This is a genomic window from Rhizobium sp. Leaf262 (assembly GCF_001422245.1).
Lineage (GTDB): Bacteria > Pseudomonadota > Alphaproteobacteria > Rhizobiales > Rhizobiaceae > Agrobacterium.
Window position 1 is genome coordinate 162,242 of the sequence record NZ_LMMM01000002.1, and the last position, 16,847, is coordinate 179,088.

Below are 16,847 nucleotides of genomic sequence, written 5' to 3' on the forward strand. Positions count from 1 at the left end.
GAGAGGTGCTGGCAATCAGCCCCAGTTGACGGAGAGAATCTCGTAACCGCGCGAACCGCCAGGGGCGTTCACTTCGATGCTGTCGCCGACTTCCTTGCCGATCAGCGCACGGGCGATGGGCGAGGAGATGGAAATGCGGCCCTGCTTGACGTCGGCTTCCTGATCGCCAACGATCTGGTAAGTCTTTTCCTCGTTGGAATCTTCATCCACGAGCTTGATGGTGGCGCCGAACTTGATGGTGGTGCCGGACATTTTCGAGAGGTCGATGACCTCGGCACGCGCCGTCAGGTCTTCCAGCTCGGCAACGCGGCCTTCATTGTGGCTCTGTGCTTCCTTGGCGGCATGGTACTCGGCGTTTTCGGAGAGGTCGCCATGGGCGCGCGCTTCCGAAATGGCCTCGATGATGCGGGGGCGCTCTTCCTGCTGGCGCCAGCGAAGTTCTTCCTGTAGCTTGACGAATCCGCCCTGAGTCATCGGTACTTTTTCTACCATTTTTTCTTCCTTCGCATTCTAACCGCGGTACCCGCAGACACAAAAAGAAACAGGTTCCGGAGCAAAACTACGGAACCAGTCAAAATCACAATTTCCGTCACTATATCAGAAGACACAAGTGAATTGCCAGAGAATTTGAAGCACTCAACTTCTCGTAAAATTACCTGATCATCATATTCCAAGATTGACTTTAATTGCAAGAACATATAGTGAACATACCTATGAAAAAGTCAATAAAAGAGCGTTTGGCAGTCCTTTCCGATGCGGCGAAGTATGATGCGTCCTGCGCCTCCAGTGGCACGACGAAACGTAATTCGTCCGCATCGGGAGGGCTGGGTTCGACGGAAGGTTCGGGCATTTGCCACGCCTATGCACCGGATGGCCGGTGCATTTCGCTTTTGAAAATCTTGCTCACCAATTTCTGCATTTATGACTGCGCCTACTGCATCAACCGGTCCTCCAGCAATGTGGAGCGGGCGCGTTTTACGGTGGAAGAAGTGGTGTGGCTGACGCTGGAGTTTTACCGGCGCAATTATATCGAGGGCCTGTTTCTATCTTCCGGCATCATTCGCTCGTCGGATCATACGATGGAAGAATTGGTGCGGGTGGCGAGGGAGTTGCGCGTCACCCACGGCTTTCGGGGCTATATTCACCTCAAGTCGATTCCCGAAGCTTCGGCGCGGCTGGTGGAGGAGGCGGGGCTTTATGCGGACCGCCTGTCGATCAACATAGAGTTGCCGACGGATAGCGGTATCGGACAGTTCGCACCGGAAAAGCAGCCGGGAAACATCCGCAAATCCATGGCTGATATTCGGCTGAAGATCGAAGAGGCGGGCGAGCCGACGGTTCAGACGAAGCGGGTCAGGAAGTTTGCGCCTGCGGGCCAAAGCACGCAGATGATCGTGGGTGCGGATGGCGCCAATGACAGCACCATCCTCAACACCAGTGCGCGCCTTTATGGCAGCTACGGTTTGCGGCGTGTCTATTATTCCGCTTTCAGCCCCATTCCTGATTCGTCCAAAAACCTGCCGCTCATCAAGCCGCCGTTGATGCGGGAGCATCGGCTTTATCAGGCCGATTGGCTCTATCGATTCTATGGCTTCGATATTGCAGAAATCGCCTCCACCCAGAAGGACGGCATGCTGGATCTGGATATCGATCCGAAGCTGGCTTGGGCGCTGGCGAACCGGCAGAGCTTTCCTGTCGATGTGAACAAGGCCGAGCGTGAAACCTTGCTGCGGGTTCCAGGGTTCGGTACGAAAACGGTCAACTCCATCCTGTCATCGCGCCGGTTCAGGCAGTTGCGGCTGGAGGATTTGGCCCGCTTCGGCGTGTCGCTGAAAAAGGTCAAGGCCTTCGTCGTGGCGGGCGGGTGGTCACCGGGCAAGCTGACGGAGCGACCGGATTTGCGCGCCATGTTCGCACCTCAGCCTGAACAACTATCGTTGCTGTGATGTACAGGGTGTCGCTGGAGGGACGGGGCGATTTTACCGAGTGGCGGGATGCTGCCCGCACGTTTCTTTCCGCCAATGTCTCTCCGCATGAGATCGAGTGGCGGTGCCGCGGCGAAGAGGCCGGTCTGCTTGGTTTTGAGGAGGAGAACCTTCCCGCTGCCGTAGATAATGCCACCGGCGTGCACGTGCCCTCGGCCTTTATGCCGCTGGCGCAGACCATTATCTGTCATAGTGATCCGAAGCGGTTTGCACTGCTTTATCGTCTCTTGTGGCGTTTGGGGCAGGACAGGGCTCTGCTGCAATTCAAGTCCGATCCCGATGTGGCGGAGGCGCGCAAACTGGAGAAATCCGTGCGTCGCGATAGCCACAAGATGACGGCTTTCGTGCGGTTCAAGGAAATGCCGCTGGCCACGGGTGAGGCGGGTCGGCGGCGGTTCATCGCTTGGTTCGAGCCGGATCATTTCATCGTGGAGCGAAAGGCTGCGTTTTTCCAGCGGCGTTTTACGGATATGGACTGGCTGATTCTGACGCCGAAAGGCTCGGCTCGCTGGGATGGTGAGGCGCTCGAAACATCTCGGCTGGCGGCAGAACAGCCGGATTTATCCGATGAGACGGATGAGCTTTGGCGCACCTATTATGCCAATATTTTCAATCCCGCTCGTTTGAAGATCAAGGCGATGACGGCGGAGATGCCGAAGAAATACTGGAAGAACCTCCCCGAGGCCGATCTTATTCCAGACCTCATTCTCAACGCCGAGCGACGGGTGCTGGAGATGGGCGCGAAGGCGGCGACCGAACCGCAGCTTTTCCACCACCGTATTCAGGCCGCGGCGGAAAGCAGGCCAGCGCCTGCGCTGCCCTATGCCGATACTTTGGAAGGGTTGAGACATGAGGCGAAAGACTGCACGCTCTGTCCTCTGCACTGCAAGGCCACGCAAACGGTGTTCGGTGAGGGGCCGGACAATGCGGATGTGATGATTGTTGGCGAACAGCCCGGCGACTTCGAGGACCTGGCAGGGCGTCCCTTTGTCGGTCCGGCGGGCAAGGTGTTCGATCAGGTCTTGGGTGAAACCGGCATGGAGCGCCAGAAGCTCTATGTCACCAATGCCGTCAAACATTTCAAATATGAATCGCGCGGCAAGAAGCGCATCCACCAGCGGCCTGACGCAGGCGAGGTGCAGCGCTGCCGCTGGTGGCTGACGCGGGAAATCGACCTGGTCCAGCCCAAGCTCATCGTTGCGATGGGCGCGACGGCAATGTTTGCGTTGACGGGCTTGAAGGAAAAGCTGTCGGAGCTGCGCGGCAGGCCCATGCCCATGGATGGTGACAGAATGCTCTTCGTAACGGTGCATCCATCTTATTTGCTGCGCATACCGGATGAGCAAAGAAAGGTAGAGGAGTTTCAGCGGTTTCGCGAGGATATGCAGGCGGTTCGCAAGCTGATGGAGGTGGCACCTGCGTCCGCTTCCGCCGTATCAGCTTGATTTCGCCAGCTCATTCAAAACGGCGTCAAGACGGTCGAAGTTCTGCTCGTTGGCGGCGGCGATGAATTTCTTGAGATGCAGATTTTCCTCCGTTGCATCAAACACCATGCGCCAGCGCAACGTCGTACCGGCAGGATCCCGGACGAAGTTCATGTCCATCGTGTAGACGTGCATCGGCTCATGGTGCTCGAAAACAATGGTTTCCGGTGCTGTGATATGGCGAAACGTCGAGACATTGTGGAAGTCGGTGCCATCCGAGGCCGTCATGGTGATGTTCCATGTGCCACCGGGGCGAAAGTCGAATGCGGTGATCGTGTTGGTAAAGCCGTGCGGTCCCCACCATTGTTCCAATGTTTTCGGATCGGCAAATGCCTGGAACAGCGTTTCGCGATCGACTGAGAACAGCCGCTCGTTAAAGACTTTCATTTTTTCCGTCATGTTCCCCTCCATGCACTGTGCCGAATGATGACGTCCAGATAAAGCAAAACCGGCCTGCAAGTTTGCAGGCCGGTTTATTGGGTTGCCTATGGTCTGCTGGGATCAGAAATAACTCTGCAGCGGCTTCACATCCAGGCTGCCCGCCTTCAGCGCCTTGATGGCGAGTGCTGCAGATTCTGCGCCGGACATGGTGGTGTAGTATGGCACCTTCTGCATCAGCGTGGCGCGGCGCAGCGATTTGGAGTCCGAGATCGCCTTGTTGCTATCCGTGGTGTTGATGACCAACTGGACCTGACGGTTGCGGATGGCGTCTTCGATGTGCGGACGGCCTTCCTGTACCTTGTTGATCTTTTCGGCGTTGATGCCCTGTTCGGCAAGGAAGCGCTGGGTTCCGCCGGTTGCCAGAACCTTGAAGCCGATTTCGACCAGATGGCGGATGGCGGGCAGAACGCGTTCCTTGTCTTCATCGCGCACGGAAACGAACACCGCGCCGGAGCGGGGCAGATCGACGCCAGCACCCAGCTGCGACTTGGCGAAGGCCAGAGCGAAATCGCTGTCGAGGCCGATGACCTCGCCTGTAGAGCGCATTTCTGGTCCCAGCAGAATATCGACGCCGGGGAAGCGGGCAAACGGGAACACGGCTTCCTTGACGGCGATGTGCTTGAGGTTGCGCGGATCGGGCTTTTCGCCGTAAGCGGCAATCGCTGCATCCAGCTTTTCGCCGGTCATGATACGGGCTGCGATCTTGGCAATCGGCGCGCCGATGGTCTTGGCCACGAAGGGCACAGTACGCGAGGCGCGCGGGTTGACTTCCAGAACGTAGATCGTGCCGTCCTTGATGGCATATTGCACGTTCATCAGGCCGCCAACGTTGAGCGCCTTGGCCATGGCCGTCGTCTGGCGTTCCAGCTCGTCCAGAACGTCCTTGGAAAGCGAACGGGATGGCAGCGAGCAGGCGCTGTCGCCAGAGTGAATGCCGGCTTCTTCGATGTGTTCCATGATGCCGGAGACGAAGACGTTTTCGCCATCGCACAGCGCATCCACGTCCACTTCGACGGCGTTGGTCAGGTAGCTATCGAACAGCAGCGGGTTCTTGCCCAGCAACGTGTTGATCTGGCCGGTCTTGTCGTTGGGGTAACGCTGCTTGATGTCTTCGGGCACGAGGCCCGGAACTGTATCCAGCAAGTAGGTCTGCAACTGTCCTTCGGAATGAATGATCTGCATGGCGCGGCCACCCAGAACATAGGACGGGCGAACGACCAGCGGGAAACCGATTTCGGAGGCCACGAGGCGAGCCTGTTCGACGGAATAGGCGATGCCGTTGTTCGGCTGGTTCAGGTCGAGCTTCATCAACAGCTTCTGGAACCGGTCGCGGTCTTCGGCAAGGTCGATCATATCGGGTGCTGTGCCGAGGATCGGGATACCGTTCTTTTCCAAGGCTTCGGCGAGCTTCAGCGGTGTCTGGCCGCCGAACTGCACGATAACGCCGACCAGTTCGCCCTTTTCCTGCTCCGCACGCATGATCTCGATCACGTCTTCCGCCGTCAGCGGCTCGAAATAGAGGCGGTCGGACGTGTCGTAGTCGGTGGAGACGGTTTCCGGGTTGCAGTTGATCATGATGGCTTCAAAGCCCGCATCCTTCAACGCGAAGGCGGCGTGGCAGCAGCAATAGTCGAACTCGATGCCCTGGCCGATACGGTTCGGGCCACCGCCCAGAATGACGACCTTCTTGCGGTCGGATACCTGCGCTTCCGAGCGCAGCTGGCCGACGAATGGCGTCTCGTAGGTGGAGTACATGTAAGCGGTTGGCGAAGCGAATTCGGCAGCGCAGGTGTCGATGCGCTTGAAGACGGGGCGAACGTTGAGGCTGTTGCGCAGCTCCGCCACTTCCTTCGGACGCTTCTTGGTGAGGCTCGCAAGGCGGGCGTCGGAGAAGCCCATGGCCTTCAGCGAGCGCAGGTTTTCAGCATCCTGCGGCAGGCCGTGTTCGCGCACGCGGGCTTCCATGTCCACGATGGCCTTGAACTGGGCGATGAACCATGGATCGATCTTGCTGTTCTCGTGCACTTCGGCTTCGGACATGCCCATGCGCAGCGCCTGTGCGACCATGCGCAGACGATCCGGCGTCGGTGTGCCGATAGCGGCGCGGATGGCGTTCTTGGAGCCTTCGCCCTCTTCGTAACCGGGGATTTCGATCTCATCGAGACCGGTGAGGCCGGTTTCGAGACCACGCAGCGCCTTCTGGAGTGATTCAGCAAAGGTACGGCCAATCGCCATGACTTCACCGACCGACTTCATGGCCGTGGTGAGGATTGGCGATGCGCCGGGGAACTTCTCGAAGGCGAAACGCGGGATCTTCGTGACCACGTAGTCGATGGACGGTTCGAAGGACGCAGGTGTTGCACCGCCGGTGATGTCGTTGTCCAGTTCGTCCAGCGTGTAGCCGACGGCGAGCTTGGCCGCGACCTTGGCAATCGGAAAGCCGGTGGCCTTGGAAGCGAGCGCTGATGAGCGCGACACGCGTGGGTTCATTTCGATGACGACCAGACGGCCATCCTTCGGGTTGACGGCGAACTGAACGTTCGAGCCGCCGGTCTCGACGCCGATTTCACGCAGAACCGCAATCGATGCGTTGCGCATCATCTGGTATTCTTTGTCGGTCAGCGTCAGGGCAGGGGCAACGGTGATCGAGTCGCCGGTGTGCACGCCCATCGGATCGATGTTTTCGATGGAGCAGATGATGATGCAGTTGTCCGCCTTGTCGCGGACCACTTCCATTTCATATTCCTTCCAGCCGAGAACCGATTCTTCGATCAGCACTTCGGTGGTGGGCGATGCGTCGAGACCGCCGCCGATGATTTCGAAGAATTCCGAGCGATTGTAAGCAATGCCGCCGCCGGTGCCGCCCATGGTGAAGGACGGGCGAATGATGGCGGGCAGGCCGACGACATCGATGGCCTGTGCGGCAATGGCCATGGCGTGGCTGATGTAGCGCTGCTTGCGGTCCGTCTCGCCGAGGTTCCACTGGTTTTCGAGGTTGTCGAGCGCCTTGTCGAGTTCAGCACCCGAAAGCTTCGACTTAAGGTCTGCACGGGCGGCTTCATGCGTCTTGCGGTCGGCGTCCTTGATGTCGGTGGCGTTGGCCAGCATCGACTTCGGAGTTTCCAGGCCAATGCGCTTCATGGCTTCGCGGAACAGGGCGCGGTCTTCGGCCATGTCGATGGCCTCGGGCTTTGCGCCGATCATCTCGACATTGTAGCGATCCAGCACGCCCATGCGCTTGAGCGAAAGGGCAGTGTTCAGTGCCGTCTGGCCGCCCATGGTGGGCAGCAGTGCGTTCGGACGCTCCTTGGCGATGATCTTGGCGACGACTTCCGGGGTGATCGGCTCGACATAGGTCGCGTCGGCCAGACCGGGGTCGGTCATGATGGTTGCCGGATTGGAGTTGACAAGGATGACGCGGTAGCCTTCCTCTTTCAGCGCCTTGCAGGCCTGCGTGCCGGAGTAATCAAATTCACATGCCTGACCGATGACAATCGGTCCAGCGCCGATGATAAGGATGGACTTGATATCTTGGCGCTTCGGCATGGCTCTCGTTCCGCTTTTCGTGTTGCGCAAAAAACGGCCATGGTGAAACTCACCGGCCGCGGGCGCAATTTCAATCTTTTCAGGCTAGAAGCGGCTTATAGGCAAATGTTTTTGATAACGGAACCCCGAATCTTCGCTTTCCGACAGGAAAGTTGGCGGCATATATAACTGTGTTGCAGGCTGATCCTTTCGTCTCGCAGAAACGTAGTGATATTTGAATGAATTATGGTCGTTCTCAAAACGACAGAACAGGGCATTATGATCACCGTCCATTATCTCGAAAATTCCCGCGCTCACCGCATTCTCTGGCTGCTCGAAGAACTCGGCCTCGATTATCAGGTGAAGACCTATAAGCGCGGACCGGACATGCGTGCGCCAAAAGAGCTCAAGGCCGTGCATCCGCTCGGCAAATCGCCTGTCATCGAAGATGGCGGGAAGATTTACGCCGAAAGCGGTGCGATCATTGAATACTTGCTCGATACTTATGGAAAAGGAGGCTTCAGGCCGGAGCAGGGGGCGGATGCCTACAGGCGTTATGTCTACTGGCTGCATTATGCCGAAGGGTCGGCCATGCCGCTTCTGCTGTTGAAGCTTCTGTTTTCGCGCATTCCCGAACAGGTTCCGTTTTTCCTGCGGCCTGTGGCGCAGATGATTTCCAAGGGTGTGCTGGGCAAGCTGGTTGATCCGCAACTGAAAGACCATTCAGCCTATTGGGAGGCCGAACTTGCCAGGGACGGGCTTTTTGCCGGACCTGAGTTGACGGGCGCAGATATCGCCATGAGCTTTCCGGTCGAGGCGGCGATGAGCCGCGCGGCAGGTGCAGCGGATCGGCCGGCCATTCGCCGCTTCCTCGAAACCATTCGCGCGAGACCTGCCTATCAGCGCGCGCTTGAAAAAGGCGGCGCCTATGTGTTCTCGCAAAGTTGATGAGGCGGAACGGACTGCTCTCGTTTGCGTTATAGCATCGCATTTATGGGGAGAATGGCATGCAGTGGCGTGGACGGCGACAATCCGACAATATTGAAGACAGACGTGGCATGTCAGCGGGCGGCGGTGGCGGCGGCTTTCGCCTGCCCACCGGTGGCGGTCGTGGCGGCGGCATCGGTATTGGCGGCCTCGTCGTTATCCTGCTGATCAGCTGGGCGCTGGGCATCAACCCCCTAACACTTCTGTCAGGCGGCGACGTGTCCATGGATGGCGGGTCCCAGCAGACCACAGGCACGCGTCCTCAGGGCCAATCGAGCGACGAGACCACAGCTTTCGTCCGCACCGTGCTTGCCGAAACGGAAGATACCTGGGGCAAGATTTTCGCCGCTTCCAATGAAACCTACGAAAAGCCGACGCTGGTCCTCTTTGCCGGTCAGGTTCGGTCGGGATGCGGCACAGCCTCTTCGGCCAGCGGGCCGTTTTATTGCCCGCAGGATCGCAAGGTCTATCTGGATACCAACTTCTTCCGCGAACTCGATCAACGCTTCGGCGCATCGGGCGATTTCGCCCAGGCATACGTGATCGCGCATGAAGTGGGTCATCACATTCAGAATCTCACCGGCGTCCTGCCGGAGTTCAACCGTCAGCGTCAGGGCATGAGCGAGACGGATGCCAACAAGATGTCGGTTCGCGTCGAGTTGCAGGCGGATTGTTATGCCGGCATCTGGGGCAAGTCCACACAGCAGAAGGGCATACTGGAAGCGGGTGATCTGGAAGAAGCGCTGAATGCGGCGCACCAGATCGGCGACGACACGCTCCAGAAGCAGACGCAGGGCTACGTCGTGCCTGACAGCTTCAACCACGGCACCTCGGCACAACGCGCCGAATGGTTCCGCCGCGGCTTCGAGAGCGGTCGTATCGAAGATTGCGATACGTTTTCTGCGGACATTTGAGGCAGTCCGAACGCAGTGAGGGGAGATGGCCTCTCCCCTTGCTTGAGTGATCGTCGGAGGTGCTCGGCGTGACAGTTCTTAACGAATGACCAGCGCCGCCACGAACATCCCCAACGCAAATATCGTGTGCGCAACAAGATTGAGCACCCGCACCTTTGTCGGGTTTGGCGTTCTGGATGCAGCCCATCCGATGCCGAGACCGGGTTGGAGCAGGAACCAGCCTGCGCCGACCGTGACAATGCCGACGATCCAGGGCAGAATGAACGACGGCGCGGCAAACCAGCCTTGCGGTACGATCATCGCCAGAATGATCCCATAGAGAATGCCCACGGCATAGTGCGAGATCCAGCCGAGTGCCACCTCATGTTCGTAAGGGCTGGCGGTCGCGATGCTGTCGTGGAAGACCTTTCCCTTGGGCAGATGCCAGAACCAGCGCCCGACCGGCCCCCAGTTTGGCGCGGGCTGCCGGAAAAGGCGGTGCAGGATGATCGCCCAGATATCCATGAACACGGTGCCGCCAATGCCCATCACCGTCCCACGCCAAACGATTTCCCAAAGCATGACGTTCTCCATCCGACTCACAATTGCTTCCCGGTAAGGTGTCGGCTTTTGATCGTGTCTACAAGATGGCTTTGAGGGCCGCAAACTCGCCGCCGTCATCCTTGGGACAAGCCCAAGGATGACGATAGTGGGTGTGGTGCTGTCGCCAGGCCATAACCGCCACGCACGCCTCCAAACAAAAAAGGCGTGACCGTTATCCCGGTCACGCCTCTGGGCTTTTCATAATGTCGCCAGATCAGGCAGCGCGGCTATAGCGTTGCGCCTGTTCATTGGCCAGCTTGAACTGCGCCAGGAGTTCGTTCAGTGCAGCTGCTTCCGACGCAAGGCCGTGGCTGGCGGCGGTCTGTTCCTCGACCATGGCGGCATTCTGCTGGGTGCCCTGATCGATGGTGTTGATCGCCGTGTTGATTTCCTGCAAGCCGGTGGACTGTTCACGCGACGACAGAACGATGGCATTGATGTGCTGGTTGATCTCCTGCACTTCCGCCACGATGGTTTCCAGCGCCTTGCCGGCATTGCCGACCAGCGAAACGCCCGCTTCGACCTGTGTCGTCGACGCGCTGATGAGGGTCTTGATCTCCTTGGCGGCGTTGGCGGAACGCTGTGCAAGTTCGCGCACTTCCTGTGCCACGACTGCAAAGCCCTTGCCTGCTTCACCGGCACGGGCCGCTTCCACACCGGCGTTGAGCGCCAGAAGGTTGGTCTGGAATGCGATTTCGTCGATGACGCCGATGATCTTGGAAATGCCGGAAGACGACTGCTCGATGCCTTCCATGGCCTTCACCGCATCGCCGACAACCACGCCGGACTGCTCGGCATTGGTGCGGGCGCGCTCCACCAGACGACCGACTTCTTCGGCGCGCTTTGCCGAGTCCTTGACCGTCGTGGTGATTTCTTCCAGTGCCGCTGCGGTCTCTTCGACCGACGCTGCCTGCTGTTCGGTGCGCTTGGCAAGATCGTCGGCGGACTGGCGAATCTCACTGGCACCGGCATCGATGGCGCGGGCGTTCTGGCCAACGGTGACGAGCGCGGCGTTGAGCTTGCCGATCGAGCTGTTGAAGTCCTCGCGCAGGCGGTCGATATGCGCCACGAAAGGCGTGTTGATGCGGTAATCCATGTGACCGTCGGACAGATGGGCAAGCCCCTCCGCCAGTGCGGTGACGGCGAACTGGATGTCTGCGGCATTTTTCGCAGCCGTCTGTTCGCGCTCGCTGCGCTCCCGTTCGGACAGGGTGCGTGTCTGCTCGGCATCGCCTTCAAGGCGACGACGCTCCAGCGCATTGGTGCGGAACACGGCAACGGCTGCTGCCATCGAGCCGATCTGGTCCTTGCGTTCCTGTCCGGGAATGGCGGCGTCCAGATTGCCTGCGGCAAGCTGATCCATCGCCGATGTCATCTGCGTTACCGGCTTGACGATGAGGCTGTTCACGAGGAGCACGAGGAAGGCGATCATGCCGGCAACGGCCAGAATGGTGGCGACGACGGCGGCAATACGGAACTGCGAAATGGAGGCAAAGGCCGTGCCTTTGTCGACGATGAGGCCCACGGACCATTCGACGCCGGGAAGACCGGGTACGGGAATGAAGCTGGTGATCTTGTCCACGCCGTTGATCTGGGTTTCCGAAATCGCCTGCGAAATCTTCGGTGTCGCGGTCGGGAACAGATCGCTCAATGTCTTGTCGATCATCCCTTCATCGGGATGCATCAGGATTTTGCCATCCTTGTTGATCAGGAACGCATAGCCATCCTTGCCGGCATCGACGGATCCGATCATGGATACGAGCGCGCCGACCATGAAGTCGCTTGCGACGACGCCGACGAGTTTGCCATCGCGTTTGACGGGCAGGGCGACACTGATGACTTGCTTGCCGGTGCTGGCAGCGATGTATGGTTCGGTCAAAATGGTCGAGTTGGCTTTGACGGCGGCCTGATACCACGGACGCTGGCGCGGGTCGTAACCCTCGCGCATCTTGGCGGACGGGAAGTTGTTGAAGGTGCCTGTTTCCTCGCCGAAATAGGTGGATTTGAACTCGCGGGCCAGCACATCATTGTGTAGGGCCAGTTCCAGCTTGTCCTGCGTCGTCGCCGGTACCATCGCTGCGCCGACCATTTCGGTCATCATCACGCGGCCGTTCAGCCAGTTGGCGATGCTCTGTGCCGACTGTTTGCCAGCGGCGTTGATCTTGTCTTCAACGAAATCATTGGCCGCGTTGCGCTGGAGGCCATCGATGTAAATCGAAAATCCTGCAAAGGCGACCACAACAACACAGGATGCCGCCACGACGATGCGCGTCATCAAATTGGATTTTTTGGACAATTCCTGGACCTCGGGAGGGCCCGGTCGCACCGGGCTTGAAGGAAACATGCCTTAGGCTTTTGCAGCGTGCTTCATGCACCCGGAAATATTGACGTCTCTACCCGGCAACTCTTACCCATCAACGGTAAAGAAAGTTTAAGGTTCTCAGGAACCGGTTTCCGGTCTCAGGCTAAGCCGTTGTTTTCCGGTTCTATATTTTTTGTCGACTAGAATTTGTGCGTTTGCCCAAATTGTTGCGCAGTTCCTCCAAATATCCTATTCAGGTCGCGCGCCGCTCTCCTCATTTGCAGGGAAGCGGCTTTTGCTTTTTTGAGGTGATGTCATGTCTTCGTCGGTCGCGGTTGAGAAAACTCCTGTGGGTGTCCATTCCTGGGGCGCGCATCTGCGCGCGACGCTCGCGCTGGGTATTCCGCTGATCGGCGCGCAGCTTGCGCAATTGGGCATTCACACCACCGATATGATTATTGTCGGACAGCTGGGCGCTGAAAAGCTGGCCGCCATGGTGCTGGCCGGACAGTTCTATTTCGTCGTCTTCATTTTCGGCTCGGGCTTTTCCGTCGCCGTCGTTCCCATGGTCGCCAATGCCTATGGGCAGGGGGATGCGACCTCTGCGCGTCGCGCCTTGCGCATGGGCATGTGGGTGGCCATAGTCTACTGGCTGCTGACGGTGCCGCTGTTCCTCAGCGCCGAGAAAATCCTGCTGGCGCTCGGGCAAAATCCGGCAGTGTCCGCGCAGACCGGCCAATATCTGGCCGTCGCGCAATTCGGCCTGCTGCCAGCACTTCTGTTTTACGTCATGCGCGGCCTCGTCAGTGCCATCGGGCGGGCGGGCATCATCCTTTACGCTACCATTTCCATGCTGCTGCTCAATGGTTTCCTGGCCTATGCGCTGGTTCTCGGCCATTTCGGCTTTCCCGCTTTCGGCATGATCGGCGCTGCCTATGCGGCTGTTATCGTCAACACCTTCAGTCTCGCTTTCATCGTCATCTATATCCAGACACGGGATGAGACGCGGCGCTACGAACTCTTCGTGCGCTTCTGGCGGCCGGATTTTCATGCGCTGTGGGAGGTCATCCGCCTTGGTCTGCCCATCAGCGTCACTATTCTGGCCGAAGTAACCCTATTCTCCGCCGCATCCATTCTCATGGGCCAGATCGGAACGCTTGAGCTTGCGGCACACGGCATTGCGCTGCAATTGGCATCGATTGCCTTTATGATCCCGCTTGGGCTGGCGCAGGCTGCAACCGTGCGGATCGGCGTGGCGCATGGGCAGAAGGATTATCCCAATCTCGTGCGCGCAGCGATTACCGTATATGGCGTTGCCTGCGCTATCGCCGCCTGCGGTGGCCTTTTGTTCGCTCTCGTGCCTGAATATCTCGCAAGCTGGTTCCTCGATCCGACGCTTCCGGGTGCGACGGAAGTTCTGGCCTATGCAGGAACGCTGGTCATCATCGCCGGTGTGTTTCAGCTGGTGGATGGCATGCAGGCGGTGGCTGCCGGTCTTCTGCGCGGTCTGAAAGATGCACGCGTGCCGATGATCCTTGCGCTGATTTCCTATTGGCCCATCGGTCTGGCGCTTGCCTGGATCGCAGCTTTTCCGCTCGGTTTTGGCGGACCCGGTGTCTGGTTCGGCTTCGTGGTCGGCCTGTCGACCGCTGCCGTTCTGCTGACCACACGCTTTTACCTGATGGTAAAGCGCGAAATGAAAACGGCCCGCTAAGAGCGGGCCGCCATATCGTTATTCGCAATTTCGAGAGTCTTATCAGCGCTCTGCGAGAGCCGGTTCGCCCTTCTTCTCACGCAGCAGGTTGACGAAGCGGCGGAACAGATAGTGGCTGTCCTGCGGGCCGGGGGATGCTTCCGGGTGGTGCTGGACCGAGAAGACCGGCTTGCCGGTGATGCGCAGACCGCAATTTGTACCGTCGAACAGAGATGTATGTGTCTCTTCAACACCTTCCGGCAGAGACTTCGCATCAACCGCAAAGCCGTGGTTCATGGACACGATTTCCACCTTGCCGGTGGTGAAGTCCTTGACGGGGTGGTTTGCGCCGTGGTGGCCCTGATGCATCTTTTCTGTTTTCGCACCGACGGCGAGACCGAGCATCTGGTGGCCAAGGCAGATGCCGAACACAGGCAGGTCCGTCTTGATCAGGTTCTGGATGACAGGCACGGCATATGTGCCTGTTGCAGCCGGGTCGCCCGGGCCGTTGGAGAGGAACACGCCATCGGGCTTCAGCGCCATGATATCCTCGGCCGACGTCTGGGCAGGCACGATCGTGACCTTGCAATCCAGACCGGCAAAGAGGCGCAGAATGTTGCGCTTCACGCCGTAATCGACGCAGACGACATGGTACTTGGCATCGGCCTCGCCCAGCGTGCCGAAACCTTCGTTCCAGACCCAGGGCGTCTCGTTCCAGACCGAAGACTGGCCGGATGTCGCTTCGATGGCGAGGTCGAGACCTTCGAGACCGCTCCATGCCTTGGCTTCGGCCTTCAGCGCCTCGATGTCGAACACGCCGTTCGGATCATGGGCGATGACGGCGTTCGGTGCGCCATTCTCACGGATCCAGGCCGTCAGAGCGCGCGTATCGACACCGCAAAGGCCGATAATGCCGCGGGCTTTCAGCCACGCATCCAGATGCTTGGCAGCGCGGAAGTTGGATGGTTCGGTAATGTCGGCCTTGAAGATCACGCCGACCGCGCCGCGCCGTGCGGCAGGTGTCAGATCTTCGATGTCTTCGTCGTTGGCGCCGATGTTGCCGATGTGCGGGAAGGTGAAGGTGACGATCTGGCCCAGATAGGATGGGTCGGTCAGGATTTCCTGATAACCTGTCAGCGCCGTGTTGAAGCAGACTTCCGCCTGAACCTTGCCGGTTGCGCCGATGCCGGTTCCCTCGATCACGGTGCCATCTGCCAGAACGAGCATGGCGGTGGGTTTGCGGGTGGTCCAGGGTGCTGTCTCGGTCATCTCGTTTCCCGTTTCTGCTACTTCGGCCCGCCTCTTGAAAGGCAGGGGCAAAGCGGCCATCTTTTTTCGCGAATAAGGGCGCGCGAAAGCCTTCGCGTCGTAACCTTCGTTAAAATCCTGTGCAGGTGCCGGAAAATAACGAAAGGGGCACGCAGGGTCAACCACACGCCCGATAATTAACCGGAATTTAAAAGCTGGCAAATCAACAGCTTAAGCAAATGATTTGCCGATACCCGGTTGCTGGTTTATGCCACCGCCAAAATAATCAGGGAAATGCCTGACCGGAACATGCCGGTCGATATGGCTTTCCAAAGGAGACAGACATGATCCGCGATACCTTTGCCGACGCTCTGAAAGAGGCCATGAAAGCCCGCGAACCGCGCCGTCTTTCCACCATCCGCCTTGTGCAGGCGGCGGTCAAGGACCGCGATATCGCCAATCGCGGCGTTGGCAAGGACCCGGTGTCGGATGAGGAAATTCTGCAGATTCTGGCCAAGATGATCAAGCAACGCGAAGAGTCCGCCGGTATTTACGATCAGGCTGGCCGCGCCGAACTGGCTGAGCATGAGCGCGAGGAAATCGCCATCATCAAGGGCTTCATGCCGGAGGAGATTCCGCAGGAGAAGGTTCGTGCCATTCTTGAAGGCGTCATCGCCGAAACCGAAGCATCCGGCCTGCGCGATATGGGCAAGGTGATGGCCGTTCTGAAAGAGCGCTATCCCGGCCAGATCGATTTCGGCAAGGCGTCGGCACTGATCAAGGACTTGCTCAAGTAAGACGAAACCGTCTGAAAAAGGAAAGGCAGGGCATATGTGGATGCCCTGCCTTTTTCATGCGTGGAGATGCGCTTTGGGGGAAAGCGCCTGTTCGGCTTTCTTGGGGGATAGGCCCGAACCATCCAGCATCACACATACGCTCGGCATCATGCCGATGGTTGCAGATTAGGACGAGTTTCGCTTTCCATCAAATTACAAAAACGTAATGTCGCCAGAGGATTTTCCGCCGCAAATTTGCCAATTTGGCGCGTGCGCCGCATGTTCGGATCGAGGTCGAAACCCGCTCAGCTCTTGTTGCTTTGCTGCTCGCGCACATAGTGTCGCAAGATCGCGTTCATACGGGTCTGGTATCCCTTGCCTGTGGCTTTAAAGAAATCGATGACGTCCTCATCCAGCCGGATCGAGATGGATTTCTTGGTGGTGGGAACGACGACCTCTGCCTTCGACCAATCGACATCGATCCACTCCGCCCAATCGGGGTCGTCACGCATCGCACGCTCGATGTCCGCGTCGGTCAAGGCATCGACGCGCGCCCAGTCGGTCGCGCTTTTCTCGCCACGCGCGCGCTTGGCCCGAAGCTCATCCAATGTCATTCGCGTGGTAGAGTTTGTGCTCATTTTTCCTCGCCGCGCGCGCTGAAATTATCCGACATATATCGCCGCGCATCGTGTAAACGACAGTTATGAGGCGACGACCCAAGGGACAAATAGCGCAGATGCGGACTTCTCCGTTTCTGTTGGATAATAGCTCGATATGCGGTTCGCTAAGCGCTTCCAAGGCATCTTCGAAATCGATATCGTGCTTGACCAAATTCGCTTTGCGTTTGTTCTCGTCCCATTCGAACGAGGCAAATTCTTTAGAGACAAGCATAGGGCGTTCCTAAAAACAC

General features: G+C 58.4%; 14 protein-coding genes. 6 read left to right on the forward strand and 8 right to left on the reverse strand.

What is annotated here, in order from left to right:
- Positions 1 to 15: 15 nt before the first annotated feature.
- Positions 16 to 492, reverse strand: coding sequence for a transcription elongation factor GreA (greA, locus tag ASF29_RS04395; RefSeq protein WP_062448953.1), 477 nt, complete (start codon positions 490 to 492; stop codon positions 16 to 18).
- Positions 493 to 713: 221 nt separating this feature from the next.
- Between greA and ASF29_RS04400 the strand changes: the two genes are divergently transcribed.
- Positions 714 to 1,946 carry a putative DNA modification/repair radical SAM protein gene (locus tag ASF29_RS04400; protein ID WP_062448955.1) on the forward strand — a complete coding sequence of 411 codons (1,233 nt, stop codon included), beginning with the start codon at positions 714 to 716 and terminating at the stop codon, positions 1,944 to 1,946.
- Positions 1,946 to 3,430, forward strand: a complete 1,485-nt coding sequence (locus tag ASF29_RS04405; RefSeq protein WP_062448957.1) for a UdgX family uracil-DNA binding protein — start codon at positions 1,946 to 1,948, stop codon at positions 3,428 to 3,430. The genes ASF29_RS04400 and ASF29_RS04405 overlap by 1 nt, the downstream gene beginning before the upstream one ends.
- Here the strand turns inward: ASF29_RS04405 and ASF29_RS04410 are convergent.
- Positions 3,422 to 3,868, reverse strand: a complete 447-nt coding sequence (locus ASF29_RS04410; protein ID WP_062448959.1) for an SRPBCC domain-containing protein — start codon at positions 3,866 to 3,868, stop codon at positions 3,422 to 3,424. The two genes, ASF29_RS04405 and ASF29_RS04410, sit on opposite strands and share 9 nt — an antisense overlap.
- Positions 3,869 to 3,970: 102 nt before the next feature.
- The gene (gene carB / locus ASF29_RS04415) at positions 3,971 to 7,456 is read right to left on the reverse strand and encodes a carbamoyl-phosphate synthase large subunit (protein ID WP_062448961.1); all 3,486 of its coding nucleotides are present in this window, start codon (positions 7,454 to 7,456) and stop codon (positions 3,971 to 3,973) included.
- Between the two features lie 258 nt (positions 7,457 to 7,714).
- On the opposite strand from carB, the gene ASF29_RS04420 reads away from it, so the two are divergent.
- A complete protein-coding gene (locus ASF29_RS04420; protein ID WP_062449038.1) occupies positions 7,715 to 8,383 on the forward strand; it encodes a glutathione S-transferase in 669 nt (222 codons plus the stop codon).
- Positions 8,384 to 8,442: 59 nt separating this feature from the next.
- Entirely contained in the window at positions 8,443 to 9,336 is an 894-nt protein-coding gene (locus ASF29_RS04425; protein WP_062448963.1) for a neutral zinc metallopeptidase, read from the forward strand.
- Positions 9,337 to 9,414: 78 nt separating this feature from the next.
- Here ASF29_RS04425 and ASF29_RS04430 read toward each other — a convergent pair whose 3' ends face one another.
- Positions 9,415 to 9,897: a DUF2938 domain-containing protein gene (locus tag ASF29_RS04430; protein WP_062448964.1), complete on the reverse strand. Its 483-nt coding sequence runs from the start codon at positions 9,895 to 9,897 to the stop codon at positions 9,415 to 9,417.
- 235 nt (positions 9,898 to 10,132) lie between these two features.
- On the reverse strand, positions 10,133 to 12,214 hold the full coding sequence (locus ASF29_RS04435) for a methyl-accepting chemotaxis protein (protein ID WP_062449040.1): 2,082 nt from the start codon (positions 12,212 to 12,214) through the stop codon (positions 10,133 to 10,135).
- Between the two features lie 322 nt (positions 12,215 to 12,536).
- Between ASF29_RS04435 and ASF29_RS04440 the strand changes: the two genes are divergently transcribed.
- On the forward strand, positions 12,537 to 13,934 hold the full coding sequence (locus ASF29_RS04440) for an MATE family efflux transporter (protein ID WP_062448966.1): 1,398 nt from the start codon (positions 12,537 to 12,539) through the stop codon (positions 13,932 to 13,934).
- 42 nt (positions 13,935 to 13,976) lie between these two features.
- Here ASF29_RS04440 and carA read toward each other — a convergent pair whose 3' ends face one another.
- Positions 13,977 to 15,182: a glutamine-hydrolyzing carbamoyl-phosphate synthase small subunit gene (carA, locus tag ASF29_RS04445; protein ID WP_062449042.1), complete on the reverse strand. Its 1,206-nt coding sequence runs from the start codon at positions 15,180 to 15,182 to the stop codon at positions 13,977 to 13,979.
- A gap of 323 nt (positions 15,183 to 15,505) precedes the next feature.
- Here carA and ASF29_RS04450 point away from each other — a divergent pair, with 323 nt between their 5' ends.
- Positions 15,506 to 15,958: a GatB/YqeY domain-containing protein gene (locus tag ASF29_RS04450; RefSeq protein WP_062448968.1), complete on the forward strand. Its 453-nt coding sequence runs from the start codon at positions 15,506 to 15,508 to the stop codon at positions 15,956 to 15,958.
- Between the two features lie 284 nt (positions 15,959 to 16,242).
- On the opposite strand, the gene ASF29_RS04455 is transcribed toward ASF29_RS04450, so the two are convergent.
- Entirely contained in the window at positions 16,243 to 16,575 is a 333-nt protein-coding gene (locus tag ASF29_RS04455) for a BrnA antitoxin family protein (RefSeq protein WP_062448969.1), read from the reverse strand.
- The gene (locus tag ASF29_RS23770; protein WP_082453376.1) at positions 16,538 to 16,828 is read right to left on the reverse strand and encodes a BrnT family toxin; all 291 of its coding nucleotides are present in this window, start codon (positions 16,826 to 16,828) and stop codon (positions 16,538 to 16,540) included. Before ASF29_RS23770 ends, ASF29_RS04455 begins: the two co-directional genes overlap by 38 nt.
- Positions 16,829 to 16,847 lie beyond the last annotated feature (19 nt).

What these genes read in the sequence shown, in the direction of transcription:
- greA (WP_062448953.1), bottom strand. Translation starts at nt 492, where the DNA reads ATGGTAGAAAAAGTACCGATGACTCAGGGCGGATTCGTCAAGCTACAG.
- ASF29_RS04400 (WP_062448955.1), top strand. Translation starts at nt 714, where the DNA reads ATGAAAAAGTCAATAAAAGAGCGTTTGGCAGTCCTTTCCGATGCGGCG.
- ASF29_RS04405 (WP_062448957.1), top strand. Translation starts at nt 1,946, where the DNA reads ATGTACAGGGTGTCGCTGGAGGGACGGGGCGATTTTACCGAGTGGCGG.
- ASF29_RS04410 (WP_062448959.1), bottom strand. Translation starts at nt 3,868, where the DNA reads ATGACGGAAAAAATGAAAGTCTTTAACGAGCGGCTGTTCTCAGTCGAT.
- carB (WP_062448961.1), bottom strand. Translation starts at nt 7,456, where the DNA reads ATGCCGAAGCGCCAAGATATCAAGTCCATCCTTATCATCGGCGCTGGA.
- ASF29_RS04420 (WP_062449038.1), top strand. Translation starts at nt 7,715, where the DNA reads ATGATCACCGTCCATTATCTCGAAAATTCCCGCGCTCACCGCATTCTC.
- ASF29_RS04425 (WP_062448963.1), top strand. Translation starts at nt 8,443, where the DNA reads ATGCAGTGGCGTGGACGGCGACAATCCGACAATATTGAAGACAGACGT.
- ASF29_RS04430 (WP_062448964.1), bottom strand. Translation starts at nt 9,897, where the DNA reads ATGCTTTGGGAAATCGTTTGGCGTGGGACGGTGATGGGCATTGGCGGC.
- ASF29_RS04440 (WP_062448966.1), top strand. Translation starts at nt 12,537, where the DNA reads ATGTCTTCGTCGGTCGCGGTTGAGAAAACTCCTGTGGGTGTCCATTCC.
- carA (WP_062449042.1), bottom strand. Translation starts at nt 15,182, where the DNA reads ATGACCGAGACAGCACCCTGGACCACCCGCAAACCCACCGCCATGCTC.
- ASF29_RS04450 (WP_062448968.1), top strand. Translation starts at nt 15,506, where the DNA reads ATGATCCGCGATACCTTTGCCGACGCTCTGAAAGAGGCCATGAAAGCC.
- ASF29_RS04455 (WP_062448969.1), bottom strand. Translation starts at nt 16,575, where the DNA reads ATGAGCACAAACTCTACCACGCGAATGACATTGGATGAGCTTCGGGCC.
- ASF29_RS23770 (WP_082453376.1), bottom strand. Translation starts at nt 16,828, where the DNA reads ATGCTTGTCTCTAAAGAATTTGCCTCGTTCGAATGGGACGAGAACAAA.